Origin of the sequence: Acinetobacter sp. FDAARGOS_724 (genome assembly GCF_013364475.1) — a bacterium.
Taxonomy (GTDB): Bacteria; Pseudomonadota; Gammaproteobacteria; order Pseudomonadales; family Moraxellaceae; genus Acinetobacter; species Acinetobacter variabilis.
Genome location: NZ_CP054908.1, coordinates 2,865,158 through 2,890,793 on the forward strand (window position 1 = coordinate 2,865,158; position 25,636 = coordinate 2,890,793).

Consider the following 25,636-nt stretch of genomic DNA (forward strand, 5'->3'; position numbering starts at 1 on the left):
CAGGTAGGAAAATTGAATGTAGTCGCACAGCTTAACACAAGTTTTTAAAGAAAAATTAAAACCCGTCAAGAATAATTCAACTTAAAAATTTTGTATTATTTTTCAACACTATTGATTATATCAAGCGGTTTAAAATTTAATCTCTATTTTTAATAAAAATGAGCCAGGGATTGACTTCTTTATTATTTCTTGATCAAAAATAGGTAGCTGCGCTGCTTTTTGCCATCTGTCTGAATAATGATCAACTATATTAGGGTCTGTTGACATTTACTGTTCATAATTAAACCTATAAAGGTAGCCATAAAAGTATACAGGCTAAGGCAACAGCACTTTGATAATTTCTTTTGAGCTTGTCATATCGAGTAGCTATTCCTCTAAATTGCTTTAATCTACAAAACATATTTTCAACTAAATGCCTGATTTTATATAAATACCAGTCCATATGATCATTGTTCGATTGGCTATTTATTTTCTTTGGTATATTCGCTTTAGTCCCTGTTTTTCTGACCTGTTCACGCAGTGGTTCTGAATCATAGCCTTTATCTGCGCAGACCACTTTTGTCTCTTTTAAGTCTAATGTTGATATTAAGTTAGGTGCAACTTTGACGTCATGTGTGGTTCCATCGGTAATCATGAAATCAACAGGATTGCCATTTGCATCAACAATCAAATGTATTTTTGAGGAGTTTCCTCCTACACTTTTAGAAATGGATTGATTCGCTATACCGGCAGAATGTTGATGAGCACGTACGTGAGAGCCATCAATAAAAATCCACTCCATATCGGGGCATGATGCTAATAATTTGAATAATCTAAGCAACTTACCGCTGCTTGACCAACGATTAAAACGTTTGAAAATAGAGTTTGATTGACCGAAATAGGAAGGAATATCTCGCCACGGACAGCCTGTTCTAATTCTATAGAGAATAGCTTCAATAAAATTACGTAAGTTTGAGTTGTGATGAATAGATAAATTACGCAAAATAGTTTTCAACTTTTGCCAGTGTTGATCTGTCAGCATGGTACGAGGCATGGCGAATAGTAAAATTGGGTTTGGCGATTTGATTTTACTACTTCGCTATTTTTTAAGCTAAAAGTGTCAACACACCCTAACTATTCAGCTTACAGATTAAGATTTACTTTCTATCAAAATTATTGCTTTATAAAAAAACAGGCCGTTTGACCTGTTTTTTATTTTTAGTTTATTCTCACGAATATCCGTTTATTTTTGAAATTCGATACCCTAATAAGATTAGCTCAAGCAGTTTTATTTAATAAAATTCCCCCGCCTTCAATTTCTATCACACCATTTTCTCGTACATAAACTTTCCAGTCGGCCAGCAGCTCCTGTAATTTTTCTGGATAACGCTCTGCCAGATCATCTGTTTCACCGACATCTTCTGCCAGGTTATAGAGTTGCCATTTGTTTGGGCCATTCGGTGCAGGAATAAACAAGGCTTTCCAATCCCTTTGCGTAAGGCTTTCTGCCCAAAGAGTTCCCAACCCGTGACATGGTCTTCAGCATGAATATAGGCCTGCTGTTGCTGCAAATACGGCAGAATGCTTTTACCACGTAGTGTCACCAGTTTCCGACCTTTATACTGCTGTCCCGGATGCTGAATATTTAATGTTTCCAGTAAAGTAGGCAGTAGATCCATCACCGTTAAAAACTCATGACTGATGCCATTTTGACGTGCAAAGCCCTGATGCTTGATAAATGCCGGTGTACGAATTCCACCTTCACTGGTATGCGCTTTATAAAGTCGAGATGGCGCTGTGGCCGCCTGTGCCCAATGCTCACCATACCAGACATAGGAATTACCCTTGCCAATATTTTCCAGACGATTGTCATAATATTTGGCAATCACTGTCTCAATATCAGGACCAAAGACTGGTAATGCTTCCAGCTGCGCACCTTCTGCCCCATTGTCCGAAAGAAAAATAATAATGGTATTGTCGTATTGACCAGTCTGTTTTAAATGTTTAATCACACGACCAATATTCTGGTCCATGCGATCAACCATTGCTGCGTAGACTTCCATGGTACGTGCCGAGAACTGCTTTTCTTCATCCGTTAAGCTGTCCCAAAATTTAGTTTTTGCCAATACTGGATGAATCGTAACATCCTTACCTACTAAACCGAGCTCTTTGATTTTAGCTAAACGCTTCTGACGTAATACTTCAGGACCTTCATTATACGTACCTTTATATTTGGCAATATCTTCTGGGTAGGCTTGCAAAGGCCAGTGTGGTGCTGAAAATGGTAAATAGGCAAAGAATGGGTGTTCTGCACGACTCTCATCATCTTGCAGATAACTCAGCAAGCGATCTGTAAAATAGTCTGAACTATAAAAATCTTCCGGCAATGCAGTAATGTATTCATCATTTTCTGCATAGAGCCCACGAATCACTTTCAACAATTCCGGGGTTTCTTCTTCTGGAATATCCGGTTCAAACGCATAGTGATTGGCTGCACCCGGGAGCAAGGTAAATGACTTTTCAAAACCACGGCGTGTCGGAAAACGGTGGAGTTAAGCCCAGATGCCATTTTCCAGACATGATGGTGTAATAGCCTGCATCATGTAACAGTTCCGGTAGAGCCGCAACCTGATCATTTAAATACCCCTCATAACCCGGTTGACCTTTCTGTTCAGGTCGTATGGCTTCGGCCATGGAACCCAATCCTGCCAGATGATGGTCTGTGCCGGAAAGCAGCATGGAACGGATGGCTGAACAGGTCGATGCAGTATGGAAATTAGTTAAACGTAATCCTTCCAGGGCAATCGCATCTAAATGTGGTGTCTGGATCTCTCCACCAAATGCACCCAGATCAGAAAAGCCCAGATCATCAGCGACGATGAGTAAAATATTTGGTTGAGTAGTTTGTGCTGTGGTCATATTTGGTCTGCAAATTGATTTTATTATGGTGGTAATTTGCCTGAAATTGCTGGCTCAATCCTGTCACCAAATTGACAATCTTTCGCTGTATTTCAGCTAAGCTAATTCAAAATAACATTTCATGTCGCACTGCCCTAGTGCTTTACGCTCTTTTTTGGCATGATGCAGAAAGTAGAGAACTGAATAATGATAAATGACTCAAATGCGTTGGTTGGAACTGCTTTCGACAGTTCGGATTGGTAGTAAAAAGCAGAGCACTGAACTGGCACGTAGCCCGTTCCACAAAGATTATGACCGTATTATTTTTTCCCAGAGCTTCCGGCAGCTCAACCGTAAAACCCAGGTGCATCCCTTAACCCAGCACGATGGTATTCATACTCGCCTGACGCATTCACTGGAAGTCTCCTGTATTGGCCGCTCGCTAGGGATGCTGGCCGCAGAGAAAATTAAAGATCAGCTTCCCCCTTGGGTGTCACCCGCTGATGTAGGTGCCATCATTCAAGCTGCCTGTTTGGCGCATGATATTGGTAACCCGCCTTTTGGCCATGCCGGTGAATATGCGATCCGGGAATGGTTTGATGATGTATCACATACTGACTTCTTAAAAGATTTAAGTCCTGAACAGGAAGCAGATGTACGTCAGTTTGAAGGTAACGCCCAAGGCCTGCGCCTGCTTACCAAAATTGACTATCATCCAAATGATGGTGGCATGCGCCTGACCTATGCCACTTTAGGTGCTTATTTAAAATATCCGTGGCTGTCAAAAACCATGGCATCACAAGTAGATTTGCCTGCCAGTAGCCGCGCCAAGTTTGGCTGCTATCAGGCAGAAAAAGAGATTTTAAAGCAAATTGCGGAAGAGCTTGGACTAATCCAGCTCGGCGAGTATCGATATTGTCGTCATCCACTGACCTATCTACTCGAAGCAGCCGATGATATCTGCTATGCCCTGATTGACCTAGAAGATGGCATCAGCTTGAACATACTCAGCTATGCTGAAGTGGAACCGGTATTTTTAAATCTGCTCGGAGATTATGGCACGCCTTCTGAAATCGGCATGCCTGACACGACCTGGCAACAGAAAATTGCTGCACTGCGTGGCCGTGTGATGAAACGTCTGGTGAATGAAGTGACCACTGCTTTTGCACGTCACCATGACCAGATTCTATCTGGCCAGTTACAAGGCACTTTATTGCAGTATTGTTCATCAGATATTGAAAGCGGTATTAATCGCGCCAAAGAACTGGCACGTGACAAGATTTTTGAACATCCACAGAAAGCAGGCTTAGAAATCATTGCCCATCAAAGTCTGCAAAATATTCTGGATGCTTTTATTCCTCTGACCACACCGCATAAAAACCTGAGTTTTAAAGAACAGCGTTTAATGTCGATTCTGCAACGTTCAGGGGCGAATTTTAAAGACAGCCATTATGACAATATCATGCAGGTGCTGGATATTATCTCGAAATTTTCGGATCATCAGGCTTATAACCTGTCACAGGAATTGCAAGGCAATAAAGCCGGATTGTTATAAAACATCTGGCTAGATTAGATGCTTATTGCAGCAAAATCACCTGTTTTGCAGAAGGAGATTTTGCCTTTCCTGAAAATGCTGACTACTATGCTGCAAAACTGAATTGAGTAATGACAAAAGATGATTGGATGCCTGATTGGTGAAGTGCTGGCGCTGGAAGCACCGACTGTATTATTAAATGTGAATGGTGTAGGTTATGAAATTGATACGCCGCTTACCACTTTTTGCCAGTTGCAAAAAGGCCAGAAAATTACCCTGTGGACACATCTGGCCGTACGTGAAGATGCACAATTACTGTATGGTTTTTTAAATGCTCAGGAAAAAACCATTTTCCGCACTTTATTAAAAGTGAACGGCGTTGGCCCGAAAATGGCACTTGGCATTCTTTCAACTTTAAGTGTTGAGATGCTGATCCATACTGTTGAAAATGAAGATGTAAATACCTTGGTCAAAGTGCCTGGAGTCGGCAAAAAAACGGCTGAACGTTTGATGATTGAACTGCGCGACCGCTTTAAAGCCATGTCTGCGGGCACTGCTCCAAGCAATTCGACAGCTCCACAAATTCAGTTTATGGGCAATTCAGCCATGGCTGAAGCGGAAGCTGCATTACAGTCTCTCGGTTATAAACCGGCTGAAGCGCAAAAACTGGTGAATGCAGCTAAAGGTGAATTTACCGAAGCCAGCGACATCATCCGTGCTGCATTAAAGTCGATGAATAGATAATAGGAAAATGACTTTACTTTAAATAAGACTGTTTATTCTCCTATTTATATAAATTACTCGCGACATGGATGTCGCCAGTTGAGTTGGGGTACAGGACGTACCTTCAACTCAACTGGCGACATCCATGTCGCCAGTTGAGTTGGGGTACAGGACGTACCTTCAACTCAACAAAAAGATTTTTGTTACTTTTGATCTTTCAAAAGTAAGACAACGCCTACACAATGGCATCTGAATTTTTAATGCATTTTGAGGCTATGACTTTATTCACCTCAAATAAACCATAGAGATTGACTCAAAAGATATGCAAGACCGTCTCATCAGTGGTTCTGAAAAACCCGAAGATCATTTTGATCGTGCCATCCGCCCAACTTCCCTCGATGACTATATCGGTCAACCTGTGGTACGTGAGCAAATGGAAATCTTTATTGGTGCAGCCCGTGGCCGTGCTGAAGCTCTCGATCATACCCTGATCTTTGGACCTCCGGGTCTGGGTAAAACGACATTAGCGAATATTATTGCCCGTGAAATGGGGGGTAACCTGAAATCGACTTCTGGCCCAGTACTAGAACGTGCGGGCGATCTGGCGGCAATGCTGACCAACCTTGAGGAAGGTGATGTTCTATTTATTGACGAGATTCACCGCCTGTCACCCGTGATTGAAGAAATCCTTTATCCAGCCATGGAAGACTACCAGCTGGATATCATGATTGGTGAAGGCCCTGCTGCCCGTTCGATTAAATTGGACTTACCACCATTTACTTTGGTCGCTGCAACCACACGTGCTGGTCTACTCACCTCTCCACTACGCGACCGTTTCGGGATTGTGCAGCGTCTGGAATTCTATTCGGTTGATGATCTGACCCATATCGTGAAACGTTCTGCGAGTTTGATGGATGTGCCAATGACCGAAGATGGCGCAAAAGAAATTGCACGTCGTTCACGTGGTACACCGCGTATTGCCAATCGTTTATTACGTCGTGTACGTGACTATGCTCAAGTCAAAGGCACAGGTGAAGTCACTCAGGAAATGGCTCAACGTGCATTAGATATGTTGAACGTGGATAAAGATGGCCTGGATACGCTTGACCGTCGTTACCTGTCGATGTTATTGGAACGCTTTGATGGTGGCCCGGCGGGTGTAGAAGCTTTGGCAGCAGCAATGGCAGAAGATTCAGGTACTCTGGAAGATGTGATTGAGCCTTATCTGATTCAGCAAGGTTATGTGATGCGTACTGCGCGCGGTCGTATTGCGACCAATATGGCTTATTTACAATTTGGCATGACGCCCCCTGAGCCAAAGTAAAGATAAAATTCTTTTGGCTTAGCCATTTTTTATCGCAAAGAAAAAGAGCTAATTGACTACTGCAATCAATTAGCTCCAAAAGCACAAACTCAAATCTTTATTATTAAGTAGTTTATTTAGCTATATAATTATTGCCCTTCAAACAAATACTTAGGCTATTTCTTTTAAAAATTCTATCAATAATAATTATGAAATAACCAAAGCAACTTTAATGCCAAAATAGTATTTAACTTAGAGGGATAGTTAAAAATTATATAATAAGAGATTTTTTAAATCAGATATAAATTTCCTTCAACAATTCCCTATTCATTTGAATTTTTTTAAATAAAATAGACCATTAGATTTTTATAATTACATAATTTTACAATATCTACCTCTGTAAAATTCCCTTTATCAGCAAGTACTAAAAATAAATGTACCAAAAAGGTATGAAACCCATACTCAGAGGGTTTTGGTCAAATGTAGTGCATTATGTAATCCTCAGGCATCACTTTAACTCTATTCAGATTTTTAAGGTTCTCCCTGATATGAACATGCATAAGACGCTTTCACTTTGTCTCCCTCTTCTATTTTGTAGTCAACTAGCTTTAGCAGATTGGGTAGATGAATCAGTTAAAGCAGCCGAAGCGCATACCATCAAACTACGCCAGCATATTCACCAATATCCTGAACTGGGCAATATGGAATTTAAAACCTCGGAATTAATACAAAAAGAATTAAAGTCTTATGGCATTGAAGTACGTAAAGGTTATGCCAAAACAGGTGTGATCGGCGTTTTAAAAGGTTCAAAACCTGGCCCAGTCATGGCATTACGTGCAGATATGGATGCCTTGCCGATCCAGGAAATGGCAGCCGTACCTTTTGCCAGCAAGCAGAAAGGCATTTATCAAGGTAAGGAAACTTATGTGATGCATGCCTGCGGTCATGATGCGCATACTGCAATGCTACTAGGTGCCGCCAAAGTGCTCGCTGCCAATAAAGATAAGATTGCCGGAACCGTGGTATTTGTATTCCAGCCTGCTGAAGAAGGCGGTGCAGATATTGATAACTTTAGCCAAGGCGATCAGATCGGCTCACGTAAAATGCTTGCCGATGGTGCACTCAAGAATCCCCAGCCTGAAGTCATTTTTGGAATGCATGTGATGGCTGGTATGCCAAGCGGCAATATTTTCTATAAAGATGGTGCGATTCTCAATAGCGCGGATCATTTACGTATTCAGGTAGATGGCCATCAGGTACATGGTTCAATGCCTTGGGCAGGTCGTGATCCCATCTATGCTTCTGCACAAATGATTAATAATTTACAAAGTCTGGTAAGTCGTAAAGCTGATTTAACCAAAGGCATGGGCGTGGTCAGTATTGGAAGTATTCAGGGGGGTACCACAGGAAACGTAATTCCTAATCAGGTGAATATGGTCGGTACGATTCGTTCTAATAGTGAAGATGTCCGTCAAGGTATTTTAAAAGACTTGCCGAAAATGCTGGAACACAATGCCGCAGCCAATGATGTCAAAGTCAAAGTAGAAATTGCACCTTATGCACCTGTTACCACCAATGATAAAACCTTGACCGAGTTGATGCGCCCGACTCTGGCTAAAGTGAACGGTGAAAATAAACTGCATCTACTTGATAACAATGCCAGTGCCAGTGAAGACTTCGCGTATTATGGCAAGCTGATGCCATCGCTCTTTGTGTTCGTAGGTGCAACGCCAGCAGATCAGGATCCAGCCAAAGCAGCACCGAACCATAACCCGAATTTTATAGTCGATGATGCGACTTTAAAAACCGGCGTAGAAAGTCATATCCGCTTTATTCTGGATTATCCGAAAGTGGCTGATCAGGTACAAGCAAGCTGGAAACAAAATAACAAAAGCTGATTCTTAGTTCCTCAAGCATGAGTGACTGGTCTCATTCATGCTTTTACTTCGCCGTATTAATAAGCAATTGGCCGTTCCGTACTGGCTTAGCCCCTACTCCATCCAGATTTGACATCTTGTGCCATTGGTCTCAAAGCTCACAGTGCTAAACTTTGACGCGCTAAATTGCTTGACTTTTGGAATGAATAAGGCAAATTCTAAGCCTGCTCCAGCCTCTAAAAACAAGCAATAATTTCGTAAAATCTGCATGGAACAAAACTATGGCGAATCACTTTGAATTCAATATCCGCGTCTATATTGAAGATACTGATGCGGGTGGCATTGTCTACCACGCTAACCATATTCGCTATATGGAACGTACCCGTACTGAATGGTTACGTGCTTCCGGAGTGAGTCACTACTGGCATCAGTCCGACTACAACTTTGTTGTGCACAAAATTAACGTCAAATATATGCGCCCAATCCTCATGGATGACCTGATTACCGTGACTGCACGTGTCATTTCATGTAAAGCTTCATCATTTGTATTGCAACAAAATATTTATCGTGGTGAAATCATGCTTGCATCAGGTGAGGTTGAGTTGGCATGTATCAGTGCAGAGATGCGACCACGTCGACTCCCGGATGAAATCCGCGAACTAATTCAAAAAGAATTGGAACAAGACTAAAAAAATTTATTGGCACACGTAACAGCTATGGCAACTCAGTTAGAATCATCTCTTCAAGTCTCAGATCTTATTTTACAAGCAAGCCCTGTCGTACAACTGGTGATGCTTTCTCTCCTGTTAGCCTCGTTGTACAGCTGGTATCTGATTGCCAAGTTAACCATGAGCTATAAAAAGGCTCAGGCTGACGACGATCGTTTCCAGAAAATTTTCTGGTCAGGTGCCGAACTCAAGACGCTTTATAACAATGCCCAGCTCAATTCCAAACGTACTGGTCTGGAAGATATCTTCTATCAGGGTCTGGGCGAGTTCCTTAAACTCAAAAAACGCCATGCTCCAACTGCCCAGTCAATTGAAGGAACTGAACGTATTCTGCGTGTGGGTTTAAGTCGTGATCAGGGACATTTGGAACAAGGCTTGGGTGCGCTGGCCAGTATTGGTTCAGTCGCTCCTTATGTCGGTCTGTTTGGTACCGTCTGGGGCATCATGAATGCCTTTATTGGTCTGGCAGATGTCGATCAGGTTACTTTGGCCACTGTCGCACCTGGTATTGCAGAGGCCCTGATTGCAACGGCGATTGGTTTATTTGCTGCAATTCCTGCGGTTTTAGCCTTTAACCATTTCACATCTAAAGGTGAAGCACTGTACTCTGACCGTGCTCTGTTCGCTGAAGAAATGGTGGCACTACTGCAACGTCAATCTGTGGGCGCTACGCAGGACAATGACTAATGGCCATTCAACGTTCAGGACGCTTCGAGCGTATTAAAAAACCACTGAAAAGTGACATGAATGTAGTGCCTTACATCGATGTAATGCTGGTACTTCTGGTCATTTTCATGGTGACTGCCCCAATGATTACCAGTGGCATCAAGGTCGATTTGCCGCAGGCCAATGGCTTGCCAATCGAATCCAAAGATGCGCCTACTATTGTCACTTTAAAAGAAGATGGTACTTATTTTCTGGAATATAAAAATCAGACCACAGGTCCTGTCACCCTAGAGGCTTTGACGCAGACTTTGATAGAAGCGCAAAGCACTGCTGAAAGTGAAAACAAGATCCTAAATGTCGTGATCAATGGTCATACTACTCGCCCTTATGGCGATGTGATGGCCTTGATGTCAAGCCTGCAGGATGCCGGTTTATCCCAAGTGGGCTTACTAACCAAGCCATTAGAATAAAGTATGAAAAATTATCAGAAACCACCGTTTCAGAAGAAAGCAATTGCAATTGGGTTTACGCTAGGAATCCATGCAGTTGCTTTGGTGGGCCTGCTTTTTCTGGGCATGAGTAAGCCACCTGAACCGCCAAAACAGATTAAAACGGTCTTAATTAAACCTGAAGACCTCAAGCCAGTGACTCGTGAAGAAACCGAGTTTGAAGAAACTGCACATGAAAATATTGCAGAAGAAATTACCCAAACTGCTGAACCGAGTGTAGAGCCCGCGCCTGTGGTTCCAACGGCAGCTGCACCGGCACCTCCGGCACCGCAGCCTGCACCAGCACCCCCACAGATCGATATTCAAAAAGCTCAGCAAGAAGCAAAAGCAGCAGAGCTTGCTCAAGCCAAGGCTGCCCAACAAGCAGCCGAAGCTGCAAAACGTGCTGAAGCCGCCGAACAGGCAAAACAGGCTGCTGCCAAAGCCAAAGCAGAGGCTGCACAAAAATCTAAGGCTGAAGCTGAGGCAGCGCGTAAGGCCGAAGTAGAAGCACAGCGTAAAGCCGATGCTGCGCAAAAAGCCAAACTTGAAGCGCAGAAAAAGGCTGATTTAGCCGCCAAGCAAAAAGCCGAGGCAAAAGCCAAGGCAGATACCGAAGCTAAACGTAAAGCTGAAGCGGCAGCGAAGGCTAAAGCAGATGCCGAAGCTAAACGTAAAGCTGATGCCGCTGCAAAAGCTAAAGCAGAGGCTGAAGCTAAACGTAAAGCTGATGCGGCTGCGAAGGCCAAAGCGGATGCTGATGCCAAGCATAAAGCTGACGCTGCGGCAAAAGCCAAAGCAGAGGCTGAAGCTAAACGTAAAGCTGATGCGGCTGCGAAGGCTAAAGCAGATGCCGAAGCTAAACGTAAAGCTGATGCGGCTGCGAAGGCCAAAGCGGATGCTGATGCCAAGCATAAAGCTGATGCCGCTGCAAAAGCTAAAGCAGAGGCGGATGCTAAACATAAAGCTGACGCTGCGGCAAAGGCTAAAGCAGATGCAGATGCGAAAGCCAAGGCAGAAGCTGATGCCAAAGCCTCTGCAGCCAAACAGGCTGCTGAAGAAGCTGCACAGAAAAAAGCGGAATCTAAACGAATTGCCTCTACTGCAAAACGTGATTTCGAAAATAAAATCAGACGTGCATGGGATACCCCAGTGGGCTCTTCAGGCCAGAAAGCGACTGCTCGGGTCACTTTAAGCGATAGTGGTTCTGTGGTTTCTGTGGTGGTGAGTGCCAGTGATCCAGATATGAAAGCCAGTGTAGAAGCGGCAGTACGTGCTGCTGCACCTTATCCAATGCCTTCAGATCCGGATGCACGCCGTGAAGCACGAAGTTTTACTTCAACCTTTACAGCTCATTAATAAGAAACAGCCATAATAAAGAAAAAGTGTTATGGCTGTTTTTTTTGAGTTAAACTTCAATTGAAACAGATTAAATAATAATCACTCTCCATAGTGATATAACAGTTTGATGATAAATTCGTGGTCTATTTCGCATAAATCCATGCAATGATGTAGCCCAATCACTTATAAATAACTCCGTTGATTTGAGTAAATAACGAATGATGGAAAAGACACGCAAACACCTACTCTGCCTTGCAATCATGACCACTTTGGGTGCCGTCACTGCGACCCAGTCTCAGGCCCAACTGCATCTGGAAATTACCAAAGCTCCTGAAGCTGCCCCTAAAATTGCCATTGTGCCTTTTAGCCAGGATCAGAGTATTTATCCGGTGGTGGAAAATGACCTGAATCGTTCTGGAAAATTTGCCAGTGCCTCGAAGAATTTACCTGCTACAGCACAACTGAATTCGCCAAATGCTGAAGCATGGGCAGCTGCAGGCGTACCTTATGTGGTGACCGGTTCATCCAAAACCAATCCGGATGGTTCTTATAGCATTCAGTATCAATTGTATGATGTCGAAAAACGTCAATACTTATTGAATGAGTTGCTGACTGTTCCTGCATCACGTACCCGTCAGGCAGCCCATATGATCAGTGATGCCATCTATCAGGCATTAACTGGTATTCCGGGAGATTTCACTGGCCGTATTGCTTATGTCTTGCGTAACCCGGCAACGCCTGATCAGCGTTATACCTTGCAGATTGCCGATACGGATGGTGAACAGCCAAAGACCATTTTGACTTCACGTGATCCAATCCTGTCACCTGCCTGGACACCGGACGCGAAAAAAATTGCATATGTATCTTTTGAAACCAAACGTCCGGCCATTTATGTACAGGATCTGGCGACTGGTCAACGTGAAAAGCTGGCCAGCTTCCGTGGATTAAACGGTGCACCAAGCTTCTCTCCAGATGGCAAGAGCATGCTATTTACGGCGTCTATGCATGGTAACCCGGAAATCTATCAGATGAATCTGGAAACACGCCAGTTAAAACGCATGACCAACGATAGCGCAATTGATACAGAAGCACGTTATGCGCCGGATGGAAAATCATTTATCTTTACTTCAGATCGTGGTGGTTCTCCGCAGATTTACCGCTATGATTTTAATAATGAAAGTACCAAACGTCTGACTTTCCGTGGCGCATTTAATGCCCGTGCAACCTTAAGTGCAGATGGTAAGAAACTTGCATTGGTTCATCGTCCAAGTGGCAGTAACTATAAAGTGGCTGTACAGGATATTAGCTCAGGTGTGACCAATATCCTGACGCCAACCAGCCTGGACGAATCACCTAGCTTCTCGCCAAATGGTCAGATGGTGGTCTATGCCACTCGCGAAGGTAACCGTGGATTGTTATCCATCATGTCTCTTGATGGTCGGTTCCGCATGAATTTACCAAGTGAAACAGGTGAAGTCCGCGAACCTGCTTGGGCACCAAAATAATAGTTCAATATTTACAAATGCTTTACCCCATAATCAACCTTCATGGAGATGAAGAATGAACAAAGTAAAATTATTTGCACTTCCTTTACTTGCAGCCGCAATCGTAATGACTGGTTGTGCCAGCCGTAAACCAGCAGCTGAAGTTCAAACTGGCAACCTAGATACGAGTGGCACCACCACTGTAAGCACTGAAGGTCTAAGTGAAGATGCAGCTTTAAGCGCTCAAAATATGGCTGGTGCATCTGCTAAAGGTGTAACTGCGGAAAATAAGGCTTATTTAGCTAAACGTGTAGTTCACTTTGACTATGACAGCAGTGAACTGAGCAATGACGATATCCGCACTCTGCAAGCACATGCCCAGTTCCTGATGGCAAATGCAAACTCTCGTGTAGCTCTGACAGGCCATACAGATGAACGTGGTACACGTGAATACAACATGGCGCTTGGTGAACGTCGTGCCAAAGCAGTAGAAAGTTTCCTGATCACCTCTGGTGTAAATGCAGGCCAACTTGAAGCAGTGAGCTATGGTAAAGAAATGCCAGTTAATCCTGGTCATGATGAAAGTGCATGGAAAGAAAACCGCCGTGTAGAAATCAACTACGAAGCTGTTCCACCACTACTAAAATAAGTGATCATTTAAATAATGCATCATTAATAAAAAAGCACTCAATTGAGTGCTTTTTTATTAGGAAGATATTTGAAAGATCAAAGAATAAAATTACTCTTTGCCTTCAACTTCTTCGGCAGTTTGCATGGATTCAATCATGTCGTGTTTATTGAATTTTTTATATTCAGGTTTTGCTTCGTAATCCTTCCACGCTTCTTTCATTTTGTCTTCAGAAATTTCATCGAGATTAATCGCTTCGCTCGGCGTTGGAGTCGCATCAAACTTTAATGTTGTCATCTCTGTGCTCCTATGATCATTTTTTCCTTTGATTCAACATAGCACTTTCCACAGGAGTTGCAAGGGCAAAATCACAACAAATAATTCAGTTTAATTGTCCTTTTCGAACGTTCTCATCTAAAATATAGCCGTATATCGTTTTGATCTTTTTCCCCGATTATAAGTCTTGGAGTTTTTCCCTTATGTCATACCGCACCTTATCCCAATTTCTACAACAACAAAACGGGAACCTCACACCTGAACTTGCACAAGTAATTGAAACAATTGGAAATACCTGCAAGCGTATTGACCAACTCCTGCAAAAAGGTGCTCTAGCGGGTGTATTAGGTAGTGCTCAGCATGAAAATGTTCAAGGCGAAGAGCAAAAGAAACTGGATGTGATTTCCAATGATTATCTGATTGATGCATTAAAAGTACATCCACATGTAGGCGGTTTAGCTTCTGAAGAACTGGATGAATTCACTTCAGCTCAGGAAAATGGTCAATATCTAGTATTGTTCGATCCACTTGATGGTTCAAGCAATATTGATATCAACATGTGTGTGGGTACCATTTTTTCGATTCTTCCTGCAAAAAATAGTGTAACCCAGGCAGAAGACTTCATGCAGGCTGGTGTCAATCAGGTTGCTGCTGGTTATGTCCTGTATGGCCCATCAACCATGATGGCACTTACTGTGGGTGCTGGTGTGGTATTCTTCACTTTCGATCCTGAAACTCAAGAGTTTCTGCTGACTTCTGAAGCGATTCAGGTGGCTGCTGATACTAAAGAATATGCAATCAATGCATCGAATCAGCGTCACTGGGAAGCGCCTGTACAGCGTTATATCGATGAATTGCTGGCAGGTAAAACAGGTCCTCGCGCCAAAGATTTCAATATGCGCTGGGTTGCTTGTATGGTCGGCGATATTCACCGTATTCTGTGCCGTAGCGGGATCTTCATGTACCCATACGACTTAAAAGACCCAACTAAAGCAGGTCGTTTACGTTTAATGTATGAAGCCAATCCAATGAGTATGCTAATTGAACAGGCTGGCGGTGCATCAACGACTGGTCGTGTCCGCATTCTTGAAATCGAACCTACAAATCTGCATCAACGTGTTCCTGTCATCATTGGCTCAAAAAATGAAGTTGAGCTTGTGACCAGCTACCACCACTAATTTTTAAACGGCAGTTGATCCTTGATTGACTGCCGTGGACTTTCTTCTTATGCCAACCATCTTCCTTGAATCCAAAGACAATCCTAAAATCAAAAACTTACGCGGTTTAATTGAACAGAATTCTTATCGAAAAAAACAAGGACAGACTGTGCTTGAAGGCACGCACCTGTGTCTTGCATGGTTACATGAAAACAAGAAAATCAATTCGATCTTCACGACTGAACATGCTTTAGAGCATCCTGATTTCGACATTATTTTAAACAAATATACTGGTGTGGTCTTTGTCATTGGTGAATCGCTTTATAAAGACCTGAGTACCTTAGGCACTTCAATTGCCTGTATGGCGATTGTGGATATTCCAAGCTCAAACCAGGCACTTGATTTTACGGCTGACACCCTGATCCTTGAAAATGTGCAGGATCCCGGCAATGTCGGTACCCTGCTACGTTCAGCAGCAGCTGCCGGTATTGATCAGGTCATTTGTACCAAGGGTTCAGCATCTCTTTGGTCACCACGGGTATTACGTGCAGGTATGGGCGCACATTTTTCTTTGCAAACTTTTGAAAATATTGCACTAGAAGACCTTTTACCGCAATTCAAGATTCCGGTATATGTCACCAGCTCACATCGTTCTAGCAGCCTGTATAGCAAGGACTTGCATAAAGCCTGCGTCTGGATTCTGGGCAATGAAGGCCAAGGTGTATCTGACTATGCCCTGCAACATGCCGAAGCGGTGACTATTCCACAGCCAGGTGGACAGGAATCCCTGAATGTTGCGATTGCAGGCTCTATCTGTTTCTTTGAGATGGTACGTCAACGTATCTAATACGGTATTTAGGTTACATTGTTTTAATTCCAGTCAGTGTATTTATAAAATAGATTACACTACAAAAATAATAAGTTTTATTGTCAACCAAATCGTTATTCCCAACGTTATATGCACATGAACTTGGGAATAATGGTGGGTATCCAATGACAGGATTTTCCATCTCTATGGATTTAGCACCGAAACCGTTGCAGTCACAAGATGCGAGTATTCTAAAGAGTACGGCAGAGTCTCGCCTGAAAAATTTCATGCAGGACGTGACTGGGCGTGCTTTGGTGATGATGGAAAGTGCGACTCAAGGACAACATGGAATCGCAATGGATCTGGTTCAGGAAGCTTTTATTTCTTTGCATAAATCTTATGCAGAGAAAAGCACTGAAGAGTGGTATCCCCTGTTCTATACGATTCTGAATAACAAATTACAGGATTGGCGTCGTAAAGAAGCACGTCGCAACCAGCCATTTTCCTTTTTCAAAAAAGTCAGCTTCGATGACGACGAAGTCGAATTTGACAATCTGGTAGATGAATCTACGCCCTCACCTTTAGAATTTCTGGATCAGGCAGTAACTGCTGAAGAAATTCAGGAGGCGGTTGCCAAATTACCTGTGCGTCAGCAGCAAGCATTTATGCTCAGAGCCTGGGAAGGCTTTGATACTCAAACTACAGCGCAAATTATGAACTGTACAGAAGGCAGTGTGAAAACCCATTATCACCGTGCTATTCAAGGTCTACGTGCCTCTCTAGCACACTTAAATCCATATCTGGGAGGATCATCCGAATGAAGCAAGATGATTTCTTAAAGCAAGTAACTTCCAAACTTGATGGACTGGCACAGCACCACAAAGATAAACCGGTGGTGATGAATCATGTGCTGGAGCATATTCATGACGCACAACATTCACGCTTTGCATTTCTAAAAATGTCTGGCTTTGCTTTGGCTGCTGCGATTGCTGGCGTGGTAGTGCTACCGAATATTGTCAGCCATAACGAACCTCAGACTCAGGTAGTATCTACCCCCAAACTCTCCCCACAGATGCTTGAAGATCTGGAAATGTTAATGGTTTTAGGTGAGGACAAAGTTCCACATGGCAGCTAAAAGATTAGCAATTGCATTTTGTGCATTCAGCTTCCTGCAAACCAGCTTTGCGGGATTTGAACGTTTTTGGATTTTTTCCAAAGATGCCAATACGCAGGTCAATGAAACCTGGGATACTCTTTCTGATTCCGAACAACTGGCATTAATCAAACGTTATCAGTCCTTAAAAGAAATACCTGAACAGCAACGTATTAATTTACAGCAACGCATGGACTGGTTCACTCAGCTTCCTGAAGCTGAAAAGCAGCGTATGCGTGAAACCTGGCAAATGATGAGCAGTCAGGAACGTAAGGAGTTAGGTGCGCGGATGCAAAAAGCATCGCCAGAAGAACGACTGGCGATCCGTGAAGAATATATCCAGAAATACCAGCAACTCACTCAACCTAAAACTCATTGATTTTAGTTAAATAAAAAAGCCTCCATCTGGAGGCTTTTTTTCATACTGCAATTATTTTCTAACTCGGCGATATCCTGCCAGACCTAATAATCCGAACATTCCCCAAATTCCAAATGAACCACCACCACTTGATGATGTATTGGTATTTTTAGCCGTATTTTTTAAGTTAATTCTAGCTGTATCTGACATCAATTCATCTGCATCAAAAACATGATACTGCATATCATAATCTGACTGACTAAAAGTATTTTTCACACTAAAGGTCAATTTTCCACCATAACAGGTTTCACCTGCAAAATTCCCTGGACATGGTCCTTCTCGCTCTGCAGAAAGGCTTACTCCAGCAGGAAGCTTGACAATACGAATTGGAATCTCACGACCATCTTTATCACGATAGAAAGCAGCCTTGCCATTCATCCGTGGACCATCGCCATCATCACTGTCATTCTCTAAGGGATTCACAGTTACGGTCAGATTGTTTTCTGCGCTAATTCTATATTCGTCATTTTTTACAATCGGTTTAATATTTACAAATGCGCCCTGCAAAATACCTGTACTGCTGGCACCTGTCTGCTTGTCTTTAATTGTATAACGGCAATACTCCGTATCCGAGAGACTGGTTACTTTGCCATCAGTACGATACATCATGATACGGTTTAAATCAGGCTTCCATTCACATTTTAAATTTGGGTCATTAGGCGCACCTTGAACAATTAATGAACTGCCTAATCCAGATAAAGACCCTACACCTAAAGATTGCACTGTAATTTCATAATTTTGTGAATTTAATGCTTTAGCTTGTACTTGAGTAGTATTTAAAGTTTCTTGAGGCATGACCAAACTAAATGGATTAACGTATATGGCACGATATTTCTGGTATTGCTTGGTATATTTTAAAAGATCCTCATATTCTTTTAGCTCTTCCTTTAAGCCCTGTATTTCTTCAGGTTTTGTATTCTTATCTGCCAGAATAGAATTAATATCATCAATATTATCCTGATAATAATCCAGCAACTCAGTTAAAGAACTATTTTTTAGACCAGAAATATCCGCTGCAGTTAAGCGCCGGATTTCGACCGACCCAATTTCACAGGAATTTTTTGCGTCCGGATTAAATAACAATGTTGCCTTAGTCAACCGCTCAATTCCACGCTGATCAGTTTCTTCACAACTTTCTGTACCAATATTGACCAGATCCGTATTCGATTGTCGATCAATTGGATAATACATGCCTAAATAACGGTTGTTTATAGAAGGTTCGATATAAGCAGTTAATAGATCTGTGATCTTATTAGTAGATACATCAATATTCGTTGAAACACTGTTTTCAGCCAGTTCAGGCAACACACAGCGCGAGGAACCACTTGTATGGATCGCATTATAAGCAGTAAATAAATCTGCATCCTGTTCTTTACTTGGGTTTCCACCATTCAAGGCATATTCACAAGACAAGCCCTGGTTAAAGGCCAACACGTTATAAGCCAGACTCGAATTACCAGTATTGTCATAAAAGATGATAGAGCGAGCAGTATTTTCGACAATCGTGTTATTAATGGCACTAAAAGTGAAGAAAGAACTTAATGGACGGCTGATTTCATTGGCCATTCGGAAAATATGACCTGTGACACTGGTCGTATTTTTTGCAATTGTAGAGTTACTAATATCAGCTTTAGCATAACCACAAAAGTCCAGAATACTGGCCGTATCAGTAGAACCATTTTTGACAATGCTGCTTGCACTAATTTCTAGCTTGGTCTCTGTACTGCCCAAATTCCCCACACAATCCATGGCCAAAACACTGCCATATGTAGCTGCTTTATTCTGATGAATTAAGGAATCCTGAATCCTGATAATTTTTTCATTATTCATTGCCACTGCATAAATTGCTCCCCCTTCTGCAGCCGCTCGTGAATTTACAATTTCACTATTCACGAGGCTTAGAGGACCGGCGACATAAAATGTTCCACCATTACCTTTATCCAGACTAGTTTTTGCAGCATAACCATTTTTGAGGATGATACCATTTACCACCATGCTGGCTTGGCTAGCGACCGTATTAAATAAGCGGGTTTTCCCTTGGCCTGAAATGGTGGTTGTTAAAGCCTCACGTATTGGATATAAAAAGGTAATAGGACTTCTTTGAGTATAATTGAAGGGTGATTTTCCCAAAATATTGACATGGGATTCAACAATAATTTCACTATTGACTTTGTATTCCCCAGCTTCGAGTTGGATGACATCTGGAGCGGAACCGTCATTACGCAATGTACGGCCAACATTACACCCTCCATAGGATTTATCCAGCTTGGCTGTCTTAATGGCTTCACGCAGGGAACAGGCACTGGTATTTTCCCCATCCTCGTCAGCAAATGTAGTGACATATATGGTTTTATCTTCGGCTGCCATTAAACTCATGGCAGATAAAATCATGGCTGCAAGCAGTCCTTTTTTATAATTTTTCATGATTTTTCCTTAATCTTTTAATCTGCGACGTAGGCCGATCAACCCTATCAAGCCCATTAAGCCAGCGATCCCCCATGCCCCACCAGAGGTCTTCACAGACTTGTCTTTCATTTCATTTTTAGGTTCCTGTACAATCTGGGTACTTAAAACCAGATACGGTTTGGACTTATTAAATCGTGTAGATGAAGTAACTACCTGAATTTCAAAAATGTCAGCACCATGCCATTGTGAATCTGGGGTATAAACCACATTCCCATCAATATCAATGACTGTTTTGCCCTTGGAAACAGTTTTGGTTTGGATAACCTGTAAGCAGCCATCTTGCCAAGGCTCACCCTTTGGATTCTCTCCAATAATATTATTGCATTGTTCTTTAGGGATTAAATCACTATCTCCTAAAGCAGATTCAATTGAAAACTTTGCAGTCTCTCCTTTTAGAAGATCCTGCCCAACCAGACTGGTAGATGTTGGAACTGTAATTTCAATCGCACCACGATCACAAAATAAGTTATCCAGTAAACGGTCTACACCGCGTTGGTCTGCCGCCTCACAGCTTACTGAAGGATTGCTGCTATTGTAGCTAGTCCCTCTATTTACAATCGGTGAATCACTGACCTGATTATAATTCAACAGGATACGAGGACGTAGATAGCCCAAGAACTGATCTTTAGGAACGCTATAAGGACATAGAATAGCATCATTATTTTGTTTTAAATTTAGACAGACACCTTCACTTTGATCTGAAGCCTCTGCAAACAAGCGAGTACCTGTCCAGATCTGGTTTGGATACGCAGCATCACCTGTACCACAAGATGCTGTCACTAGATTATTGTGAATCGTACTTTTATCCGTAGTTTCAATCTGACAATCCTGCGTACCATTTCTTAAAATAATACTATTCGCCACATAGGCTTTACCATTCGGGGCATTCATACGTAGTGCTGTACCCGTATTATCCACTATTGTCAGGTTATTGATTCCCACCCCATCAATCACATTGATCAGTGCTCCCTTATTTTTTAACAGGGTACTGCTTAGGACTTCAGCATTAATGGATTGAATATCGGCAGGATTATCGACTTGGCCCGCTGTATAAATATTGCTAGTATTATTATTAAGCGTCTGGTTATTCTTTAAAACGCTTTGATAGACCAGAAAGTATGGAAGCTGGCTATAGAGTATGCCACCCTGTTGCGCCTGATTATTTTCAATCAGGCTGGTTTTTATTTCGGCAAAAGCAATCAGATTCTGGCCAAATTTCCCCACATTATAAATGGCACCACCTTGACTCGCAGCCCCCTTGTATAAGCGGCTGTAATCAATTATCAATTTACCTTTATTATGAATTAGGCCACCTTGTTCGGCACAGCTGCTTTTACCGCAACCTTCAAGGTCGAGTTCTTTTAAATTGACTTGAATCAACTCTTCATCATTGCTAATACGAAAGAGATTATCTGTCCCTTTCATTTGAATATGAGCGTTATATAACCCCATTACCTTATCGGTACTACTAAATTCACCATCTACTTCTGCAATAGATTTAATCGTTACTGATTTCTTGATCGGGATATGCTTATTCAGTACATAGGTCGTTTTTTCTTTTAAGATAATGGTGCCAATAGCATTTTCGCCACCACAGCCCATATAACCTTCTTTAGCCAGGCCACGATTCACATATTCAACAGCTTCTCGAAGTGAACATTCCTTGTCATCTTTTTCAATGTCTTCTGTGGTAGTTACAATAATTTCTGCACTATATGCCTGCCCCGCCATACATAGCAAAGCCATGCCTATGCTCTTCTTGAGCATACCCTTCTCCTTAATTTTTTATTTCTTTCTTTTTCTTCTAAAGTTGCATCTTCCTTGCAACAGCGAATTATTTTGCCTTACTTTCGCATAGACTGAGTAATTACTCAAGATGTTTTATAATTTAACGATATTCATCAATTAATGCATAAATCTGCCGCAGGTTAGCATTGCTGACTTTCAGCTTTTCGCCTTTAAGTAATTGAATAATCTGTTCTAATGTTTGCAAAAGTACGGAAGTTTGATGTGGTCCGTGATTCAGCAAATAATCAAAAATCTGTGGGTCAAGATGAATACCACGTCGGTCCAATACCGAGGATACCAAGGCAAATCGGTCAGCATAAAGACTGCCATTTGGGACACGAACACTGACTGCCTGCGTGAGTCGGGACTGCAAATCAGGCAATTCAAGTTTTAATTCAATGGGCGCAAAACGGGAAGAAAATACCAACTGACCACCGCCTTCATCATTATAATTAATCAAGTGAAAAACGGCGCGTTGCCAGTGTGGAACCCCACTAATGGCTTCAATATCATCCAGTGCGATCAGGTCAAACCGGTCCAGTGAAGTAATCGCTTCAGTGGGTGCATCCAGAAGTTCCAGCAAAGACACCTGTATAGCGGTTTTGCCGATTTCCAGATAAGAATCACAGATGGCAGAGAGTAAGTGACTTTTCCCTGTTCCAGCTCCGCCATACACGTAAAAGCGGCTGATTAGGCCTGCATGCAGCTGTCGGACTGCATCAATTACATGACCCCATCCCGGGCCCGAAAAATCACTAATTCGGGCATCGAGTTGAGGTTCTATATCTAGCTGCAATTGACGCATATGATTCTGATGGCCTTATGAGTCTTTATGAAGAGGTACATCCATCTTACTTGATTTCTCTCCCTCTTGCAGTGGTTTTGCTTCTGACTTTTTCATTTCAATATCAACATCTAAGTCTGAAGTTTCTACGCTTATGGAACCTGTAGCCGGATCATTCATGACGACTGCCTGATTTCCATAAAATGATGTGCATTCATAATATTCACGTGCATGTCTCAGCAGAACCACAATTACCGCTGCAACTGGTAGAGCAATCAGCATTCCCAGGAAGCCAGCCAGTTGTGCGCCCGCCAATACCGCAAAAACCACAGCAACTGGAGATAAACCTATTTTATCGCCGAGCAGGAATGGCTGTAATACATAGCCTTCTACTGCCTGACCGACCATAAATACGATACCCACCAGAACCAGTTGCCACCAGTCAATCCCGAATTGCAGAAAGGTCGCAATGACAGCTGCAATAATCCCGACTGCAAATCCCAGATAAGGAATAATACTGGCCAGACCTGCCACCATGCCAATAATCAGACCAACTTCAAGACCAATCAATTGCAAACCAATCGCATAAACGATCCCCAGCAGAATCATCACCAGAAACTGCCCTTTCACAAAAGCTCCAAGTACACTGTGACATTCACCGACGATTCTTAATGTACTTTGTTCATAAGGACGTGGAATCAGGCGGTGTAAGCTTTCCAGCATACGATCCCAATCCAGCAGAAAATAGAATGCAATAATTGGAATCAGGACAATCGTACCGCCAATCTGCAGAAAGTTAATTCCAGATTGTGCAAGGCGTAGCAGGAAGGCCTGAATGCTGTCGGCACTATAATTGGTTTGCACATAGTCCATGACCACATCAGAAATCTGTGTGGTATCAATTTCCATTTCAACGACATTGAAGGTATTCGACAGCCACGGCAAAAAGGTTGAATTAATCCAGCCAATGACCGCAGGTATATTGTCACGCGCATAAATCAGCTGCTGCCAGATCAGCGGCACCAGATACCAGATCGCCAGAATCATAACGATCCCGATTCCAGTAAAAACGATACTAATAGAGAGCCAACGTGGCAGACCGATATCGTGCAGTTTATCTACCAGCGGGCTGAACAGATAAGCCATTAAAAACGCTGCAACAAATGGAATTACAACGGGTTTTAGTAAATATAGAATCCACAACAACAAAGCTATCCCAGCTAGGATAAACACGCGACGCAATGTGCGATCTACCATAAAGTTTCGCCTTCTCTCTATTAATCGTTATAAAAAGTAAAATATTTTAATAAAGATAGCATTTTAGGGCATAAATACCATAAGAGTTTTGCATATTCAGGTTATAATCCCCGCGCGAATGCGGAGACTTCATTATGAGCAACTCAACTTCTACCCAAAACACTGGTTTAAGCTACAAAGATGCAGGTGTCGATATTGAAGCGGGAGACGCGTTAGTCGACCGAATCAAGTCCGTCGCTAAGCGTACTAAACGTCCTGAAGTAATGGGCGGATTAGGCGGTTTCGGCGCCCTTTGTAAAATCCCTAAAGGTTATGAAGAACCTGTTCTCGTATCAGGCACAGATGGTGTTGGTACAAAATTACGTCTGGCACTGAATTTGAACCGTCATGACACCATTGGTCAGGATCTGGTTGCAATGTGTGTGAACGACCTTCTCGTTTGTGGTGCTGAACCACTCTTCTTCCTGGACTATTATGCGACTGGTCACCTAAATGTGGATGTGGCTGCAAATGTCGTAACAGGAATCGGTGCTGGCTGTGAACTTGCAGGCTGTGCACTGGTTGGTGGTGAAACTGCTGAAATGCCAGGCATGTACGAAGGTGAAGATTACGATCTTGCAGGCTTCTGTGTCGGTGTAGTTGAGCAAAGCAAAATTATTGATGGCTCTAAAGTAAAAGCGGGTGATGTACTCATTGGTGTTGCATCTTCGGGTGCACATTCAAACGGTTATTCTTTGCTTCGTAAAATTCTTGAAGTTAAAAATGTTGACCTGAATCAAATCGTTGATGGTCGTCCACTTGCTGATGTTGCAATGGAGCCAACACGCATTTATGTGAAATCGATTCTTGGACTGCTAAAACAGGTTGATGTACATGCAATGGCACACATCACTGGTGGCGGTTTACCAGGCAACCTGCCTCGCGTATTACCAAACGGTGCTCAAGCAGTCGTAAATGAATCTTCTTGGGAGTGGCCTGAGCTGTTCAAACTTCTTCAACGTGAAGGCGGTGTAGAGCAGTTCGAAATGTATCGTACCTTTAACTGTGGCGTAGGTATGGTTCTTGTTGTTGATGCAGCAGAAGCAGACAAAACTGTAGAGTTACTCAACGGTTTGGGCGAGAAAGCATGGGCAATGGGTCACATTGCAGATAATGCCGAGTCTGTAGAAGGCGCTGACGAAAAAATCCGTGTGATCTTCGCGTAATTTCGCATGATTAAAATTGCTGTACTTGTTTCAGGCAGTGGATCGAACCTGCAAGCCCTGATTGATGCCAATCTGTCAGGAGAAATTGTCGGGGTGCTTTCCAACAAGCCTGAAGCATTTGCTTTAGAGCGCGCTCATAAAGCAGGAATTCCGACTGCAGTCATTGAACATAAGCAGTATCCAAGCCGGGAAGCTTTTGATGATGTCATGCATCAGCAGCTTCTGGACTGGAATGTTGATCTAGTGGTACTTGCGGGCTTTATGCGAATTTTAAGTGAAAAATTTGTGAAAGCCTGGGAAGGGAAAATGCTGAATATTCACCCTTCCCTTTTGCCATATTACAAAGGCATGCATACCCATCAGCGCGTCCTGAATACCGGTGATGTTCTGCATGGTTGTACAGTGCATTATGTCACTCCCGAACTGGATGCTGGGCAAGCCTTAGCACAGGGTGTGTTAATAATATCGCATCAAGATACGACTCACACTTTAGCTCAGCGTGTACATGTACTGGAACATCTGATTTACCCACAAGTGGTAGAATGGATCTGTAATGGGACAATTCAGCATACTGAACAAGGTGTGTTGTACCGTAATGCAAAAATGCAGGAACCCGTTCAATTCTGCAAATTCTAAAAGTCCAAATATAAAAAAACGCATCCTCGGATGCGTTTT

At 42.6% G+C, this 25,636-nt stretch carries 24 protein-coding genes and 1 pseudogene; 17 read left to right on the top strand and 8 right to left on the bottom strand.

Annotated elements, in window-relative coordinates; translation table 11 throughout:
• Positions 1–129: 129 nt before the first annotated feature.
• The 3 genes and pseudogenes from FOC32_RS15070 to FOC32_RS15080 form a co-directional block, all read right to left on the bottom strand.
• Positions 130–267 (bottom strand): hypothetical protein, encoded by a 138-nt coding sequence (locus tag FOC32_RS15070; RefSeq protein WP_175967932.1) that lies wholly within the window; start codon positions 265–267, stop codon positions 130–132.
• A 19-nt stretch (positions 268–286) separates the two neighbouring features.
• Positions 287–1,033 (bottom strand): IS5 family transposase, encoded by a 747-nt coding sequence (locus FOC32_RS15075; protein WP_175967934.1) that lies wholly within the window; start codon positions 1,031–1,033, stop codon positions 287–289.
• A gap of 224 nt (positions 1,034–1,257) precedes the next feature.
• A pseudogene (locus FOC32_RS15080) lies at positions 1,258–2,898 on the bottom strand (arylsulfatase).
• Between the two features lie 193 nt (positions 2,899–3,091).
• On the opposite strand from FOC32_RS15080, the gene FOC32_RS15085 reads away from it, so the two are divergent.
• The 10 genes from FOC32_RS15085 to pal all read left to right on the top strand — a co-directional run bounded on the left by FOC32_RS15085 (position 3,092) and on the right by pal (position 13,670).
• A complete protein-coding gene (locus FOC32_RS15085) occupies positions 3,092–4,432 on the top strand; it encodes a deoxyguanosinetriphosphate triphosphohydrolase (RefSeq protein ID WP_034702787.1) in 1,341 nt (446 codons plus the stop codon).
• Between the two features lie 120 nt (positions 4,433–4,552).
• Positions 4,553–5,155: a Holliday junction branch migration protein RuvA gene (gene ruvA, locus FOC32_RS15090; protein ID WP_175967936.1), complete on the top strand. Its 603-nt coding sequence runs from the start codon at positions 4,553–4,555 to the stop codon at positions 5,153–5,155.
• A 301-nt stretch (positions 5,156–5,456) separates the two neighbouring features.
• Positions 5,457–6,458, top strand: a complete 1,002-nt coding sequence (ruvB, locus tag FOC32_RS15095) for a Holliday junction branch migration DNA helicase RuvB (RefSeq protein WP_034170977.1) — start codon at positions 5,457–5,459, stop codon at positions 6,456–6,458.
• 527 nt (positions 6,459–6,985) lie between these two features.
• A complete protein-coding gene (locus FOC32_RS15100; protein ID WP_411580330.1) occupies positions 6,986–8,335 on the top strand; it encodes an amidohydrolase in 1,350 nt (449 codons plus the stop codon).
• 260 nt (positions 8,336–8,595) lie between these two features.
• On the top strand, positions 8,596–9,003 hold the full coding sequence (gene ybgC / locus FOC32_RS15105; RefSeq protein WP_034702794.1) for a tol-pal system-associated acyl-CoA thioesterase: 408 nt from the start codon (positions 8,596–8,598) through the stop codon (positions 9,001–9,003).
• A 27-nt stretch (positions 9,004–9,030) separates the two neighbouring features.
• Positions 9,031–9,729: a protein TolQ gene (gene tolQ / locus FOC32_RS15110; protein WP_034170924.1), complete on the top strand. Its 699-nt coding sequence runs from the start codon at positions 9,031–9,033 to the stop codon at positions 9,727–9,729.
• Positions 9,729–10,178 carry a protein TolR gene (gene tolR, locus FOC32_RS15115; RefSeq protein ID WP_034170925.1) on the top strand — a complete coding sequence of 150 codons (450 nt, stop codon included), beginning with the start codon at positions 9,729–9,731 and terminating at the stop codon, positions 10,176–10,178. The genes tolQ and tolR overlap by 1 nt, the downstream gene beginning before the upstream one ends.
• Before the next feature lie 3 nt (positions 10,179–10,181).
• On the top strand, positions 10,182–11,555 hold the full coding sequence (gene tolA, locus FOC32_RS15120) for a cell envelope integrity protein TolA (RefSeq protein ID WP_175967937.1): 1,374 nt from the start codon (positions 10,182–10,184) through the stop codon (positions 11,553–11,555).
• 203 nt (positions 11,556–11,758) lie between these two features.
• Positions 11,759–13,042: a Tol-Pal system beta propeller repeat protein TolB gene (tolB, locus tag FOC32_RS15125; protein WP_175968221.1), complete on the top strand. Its 1,284-nt coding sequence runs from the start codon at positions 11,759–11,761 to the stop codon at positions 13,040–13,042.
• Between the two features lie 55 nt (positions 13,043–13,097).
• The gene (gene pal / locus FOC32_RS15130; protein ID WP_034702801.1) at positions 13,098–13,670 is read left to right on the top strand and encodes a peptidoglycan-associated lipoprotein Pal; all 573 of its coding nucleotides are present in this window, start codon (positions 13,098–13,100) and stop codon (positions 13,668–13,670) included.
• A 90-nt stretch (positions 13,671–13,760) separates the two neighbouring features.
• Here the strand turns inward: pal and FOC32_RS15135 are convergent, their stop codons facing one another.
• The gene (locus FOC32_RS15135; protein WP_004784609.1) at positions 13,761–13,946 is read right to left on the bottom strand and encodes an NF038105 family protein; all 186 of its coding nucleotides are present in this window, start codon (positions 13,944–13,946) and stop codon (positions 13,761–13,763) included.
• Between the two features lie 182 nt (positions 13,947–14,128).
• On the opposite strand from FOC32_RS15135, the gene FOC32_RS15140 reads away from it, so the two are divergent.
• The 5 genes from FOC32_RS15140 (at position 14,129) to FOC32_RS15160 (ending at position 17,422) form a co-directional block, all read left to right on the top strand.
• Positions 14,129–15,103, top strand: coding sequence for a class 1 fructose-bisphosphatase (locus FOC32_RS15140; RefSeq protein ID WP_175967939.1), 975 nt, complete (start codon positions 14,129–14,131; stop codon positions 15,101–15,103).
• Between the two features lie 49 nt (positions 15,104–15,152).
• The gene (locus FOC32_RS15145; protein WP_034170929.1) at positions 15,153–15,929 is read left to right on the top strand and encodes a TrmH family RNA methyltransferase; all 777 of its coding nucleotides are present in this window, start codon (positions 15,153–15,155) and stop codon (positions 15,927–15,929) included.
• A gap of 167 nt (positions 15,930–16,096) precedes the next feature.
• Entirely contained in the window at positions 16,097–16,711 is a 615-nt protein-coding gene (locus FOC32_RS15150) for an RNA polymerase sigma factor (protein WP_034170930.1), read from the top strand.
• Complete coding sequence (locus FOC32_RS15155; RefSeq protein WP_034702803.1) at positions 16,708–17,025, top strand: hypothetical protein; 318 nt, start codon at positions 16,708–16,710, stop codon at positions 17,023–17,025. The genes FOC32_RS15150 and FOC32_RS15155 overlap by 4 nt, the downstream gene beginning before the upstream one ends.
• Complete coding sequence (locus FOC32_RS15160) at positions 17,015–17,422, top strand: DUF3106 domain-containing protein (protein ID WP_175967941.1); 408 nt, start codon at positions 17,015–17,017, stop codon at positions 17,420–17,422. The genes FOC32_RS15155 and FOC32_RS15160 overlap by 11 nt, the downstream gene beginning before the upstream one ends.
• 51 nt (positions 17,423–17,473) lie before the next feature.
• Here FOC32_RS15160 and FOC32_RS15165 read toward each other — a convergent pair whose 3' ends face one another.
• From FOC32_RS15165 to cxpE, 4 genes are all read right to left on the bottom strand, one after another.
• Entirely contained in the window at positions 17,474–19,885 is a 2,412-nt protein-coding gene (locus tag FOC32_RS15165) for a CSLREA domain-containing protein (protein WP_175967943.1), read from the bottom strand.
• Positions 19,886–19,894: 9 nt separating this feature from the next.
• On the bottom strand, positions 19,895–21,694 hold the full coding sequence (gene rbtA / locus FOC32_RS15170) for a rhombotarget A (protein ID WP_004784622.1): 1,800 nt from the start codon (positions 21,692–21,694) through the stop codon (positions 19,895–19,897).
• A gap of 121 nt (positions 21,695–21,815) precedes the next feature.
• Entirely contained in the window at positions 21,816–22,520 is a 705-nt protein-coding gene (gene hda / locus FOC32_RS15175) for a DnaA regulatory inactivator Hda (protein ID WP_159124042.1), read from the bottom strand.
• 15 nt (positions 22,521–22,535) lie between these two features.
• Positions 22,536–23,756, bottom strand: coding sequence for a chloramphenicol efflux transporter CxpE (gene cxpE / locus FOC32_RS15180; RefSeq protein ID WP_175967945.1), 1,221 nt, complete (start codon positions 23,754–23,756; stop codon positions 22,536–22,538).
• A 134-nt stretch (positions 23,757–23,890) separates the two neighbouring features.
• On the opposite strand from cxpE, the gene purM reads away from it, so the two are divergent.
• Both purM and purN read left to right on the top strand, forming a co-directional pair.
• A complete protein-coding gene (gene purM / locus FOC32_RS15185) occupies positions 23,891–24,961 on the top strand; it encodes a phosphoribosylformylglycinamidine cyclo-ligase (protein ID WP_175967947.1) in 1,071 nt (356 codons plus the stop codon).
• Between the two features lie 6 nt (positions 24,962–24,967).
• Entirely contained in the window at positions 24,968–25,597 is a 630-nt protein-coding gene (gene purN, locus FOC32_RS15190; RefSeq protein WP_005236703.1) for a phosphoribosylglycinamide formyltransferase, read from the top strand.
• Positions 25,598–25,636: the final 39 nt, after the last annotated feature.

Bases quoted from the DNA above. Each gene is read 5' to 3' on its own strand.
- FOC32_RS15070 (WP_175967932.1), bottom strand. From the start codon at position 267: ATGTCAACAGACCCTAATATAGTTGATCATTATTCAGACAGATGGCAA.
- FOC32_RS15075 (WP_175967934.1), bottom strand. From the start codon at position 1,033: ATGCCTCGTACCATGCTGACAGATCAACACTGGCAAAAGTTGAAAACT.
- FOC32_RS15085 (WP_034702787.1), top strand. From the start codon at position 3,092: ATGACTCAAATGCGTTGGTTGGAACTGCTTTCGACAGTTCGGATTGGT.
- ruvA (WP_175967936.1), top strand. From the start codon at position 4,553: ATGATTGGATGCCTGATTGGTGAAGTGCTGGCGCTGGAAGCACCGACT.
- ruvB (WP_034170977.1), top strand. From the start codon at position 5,457: ATGCAAGACCGTCTCATCAGTGGTTCTGAAAAACCCGAAGATCATTTT.
- FOC32_RS15100 (WP_411580330.1), top strand. From the start codon at position 6,986: ATGAACATGCATAAGACGCTTTCACTTTGTCTCCCTCTTCTATTTTGT.
- ybgC (WP_034702794.1), top strand. From the start codon at position 8,596: ATGGCGAATCACTTTGAATTCAATATCCGCGTCTATATTGAAGATACT.
- tolQ (WP_034170924.1), top strand. From the start codon at position 9,031: ATGGCAACTCAGTTAGAATCATCTCTTCAAGTCTCAGATCTTATTTTA.
- tolR (WP_034170925.1), top strand. From the start codon at position 9,729: ATGGCCATTCAACGTTCAGGACGCTTCGAGCGTATTAAAAAACCACTG.
- tolA (WP_175967937.1), top strand. From the start codon at position 10,182: ATGAAAAATTATCAGAAACCACCGTTTCAGAAGAAAGCAATTGCAATT.
- tolB (WP_175968221.1), top strand. From the start codon at position 11,759: ATGGAAAAGACACGCAAACACCTACTCTGCCTTGCAATCATGACCACT.
- pal (WP_034702801.1), top strand. From the start codon at position 13,098: ATGAACAAAGTAAAATTATTTGCACTTCCTTTACTTGCAGCCGCAATC.
- FOC32_RS15135 (WP_004784609.1), bottom strand. From the start codon at position 13,946: ATGACAACATTAAAGTTTGATGCGACTCCAACGCCGAGCGAAGCGATT.
- FOC32_RS15140 (WP_175967939.1), top strand. From the start codon at position 14,129: ATGTCATACCGCACCTTATCCCAATTTCTACAACAACAAAACGGGAAC.
- FOC32_RS15145 (WP_034170929.1), top strand. From the start codon at position 15,153: ATGCCAACCATCTTCCTTGAATCCAAAGACAATCCTAAAATCAAAAAC.
- FOC32_RS15150 (WP_034170930.1), top strand. From the start codon at position 16,097: ATGGATTTAGCACCGAAACCGTTGCAGTCACAAGATGCGAGTATTCTA.
- FOC32_RS15155 (WP_034702803.1), top strand. From the start codon at position 16,708: ATGAAGCAAGATGATTTCTTAAAGCAAGTAACTTCCAAACTTGATGGA.
- FOC32_RS15160 (WP_175967941.1), top strand. From the start codon at position 17,015: ATGGCAGCTAAAAGATTAGCAATTGCATTTTGTGCATTCAGCTTCCTG.
- FOC32_RS15165 (WP_175967943.1), bottom strand. From the start codon at position 19,885: ATGAAAAATTATAAAAAAGGACTGCTTGCAGCCATGATTTTATCTGCC.
- rbtA (WP_004784622.1), bottom strand. From the start codon at position 21,694: ATGCTCAAGAAGAGCATAGGCATGGCTTTGCTATGTATGGCGGGGCAG.
- hda (WP_159124042.1), bottom strand. From the start codon at position 22,520: ATGCGTCAATTGCAGCTAGATATAGAACCTCAACTCGATGCCCGAATT.
- cxpE (WP_175967945.1), bottom strand. From the start codon at position 23,756: ATGGTAGATCGCACATTGCGTCGCGTGTTTATCCTAGCTGGGATAGCT.
- purM (WP_175967947.1), top strand. From the start codon at position 23,891: ATGAGCAACTCAACTTCTACCCAAAACACTGGTTTAAGCTACAAAGAT.
- purN (WP_005236703.1), top strand. From the start codon at position 24,968: ATGATTAAAATTGCTGTACTTGTTTCAGGCAGTGGATCGAACCTGCAA.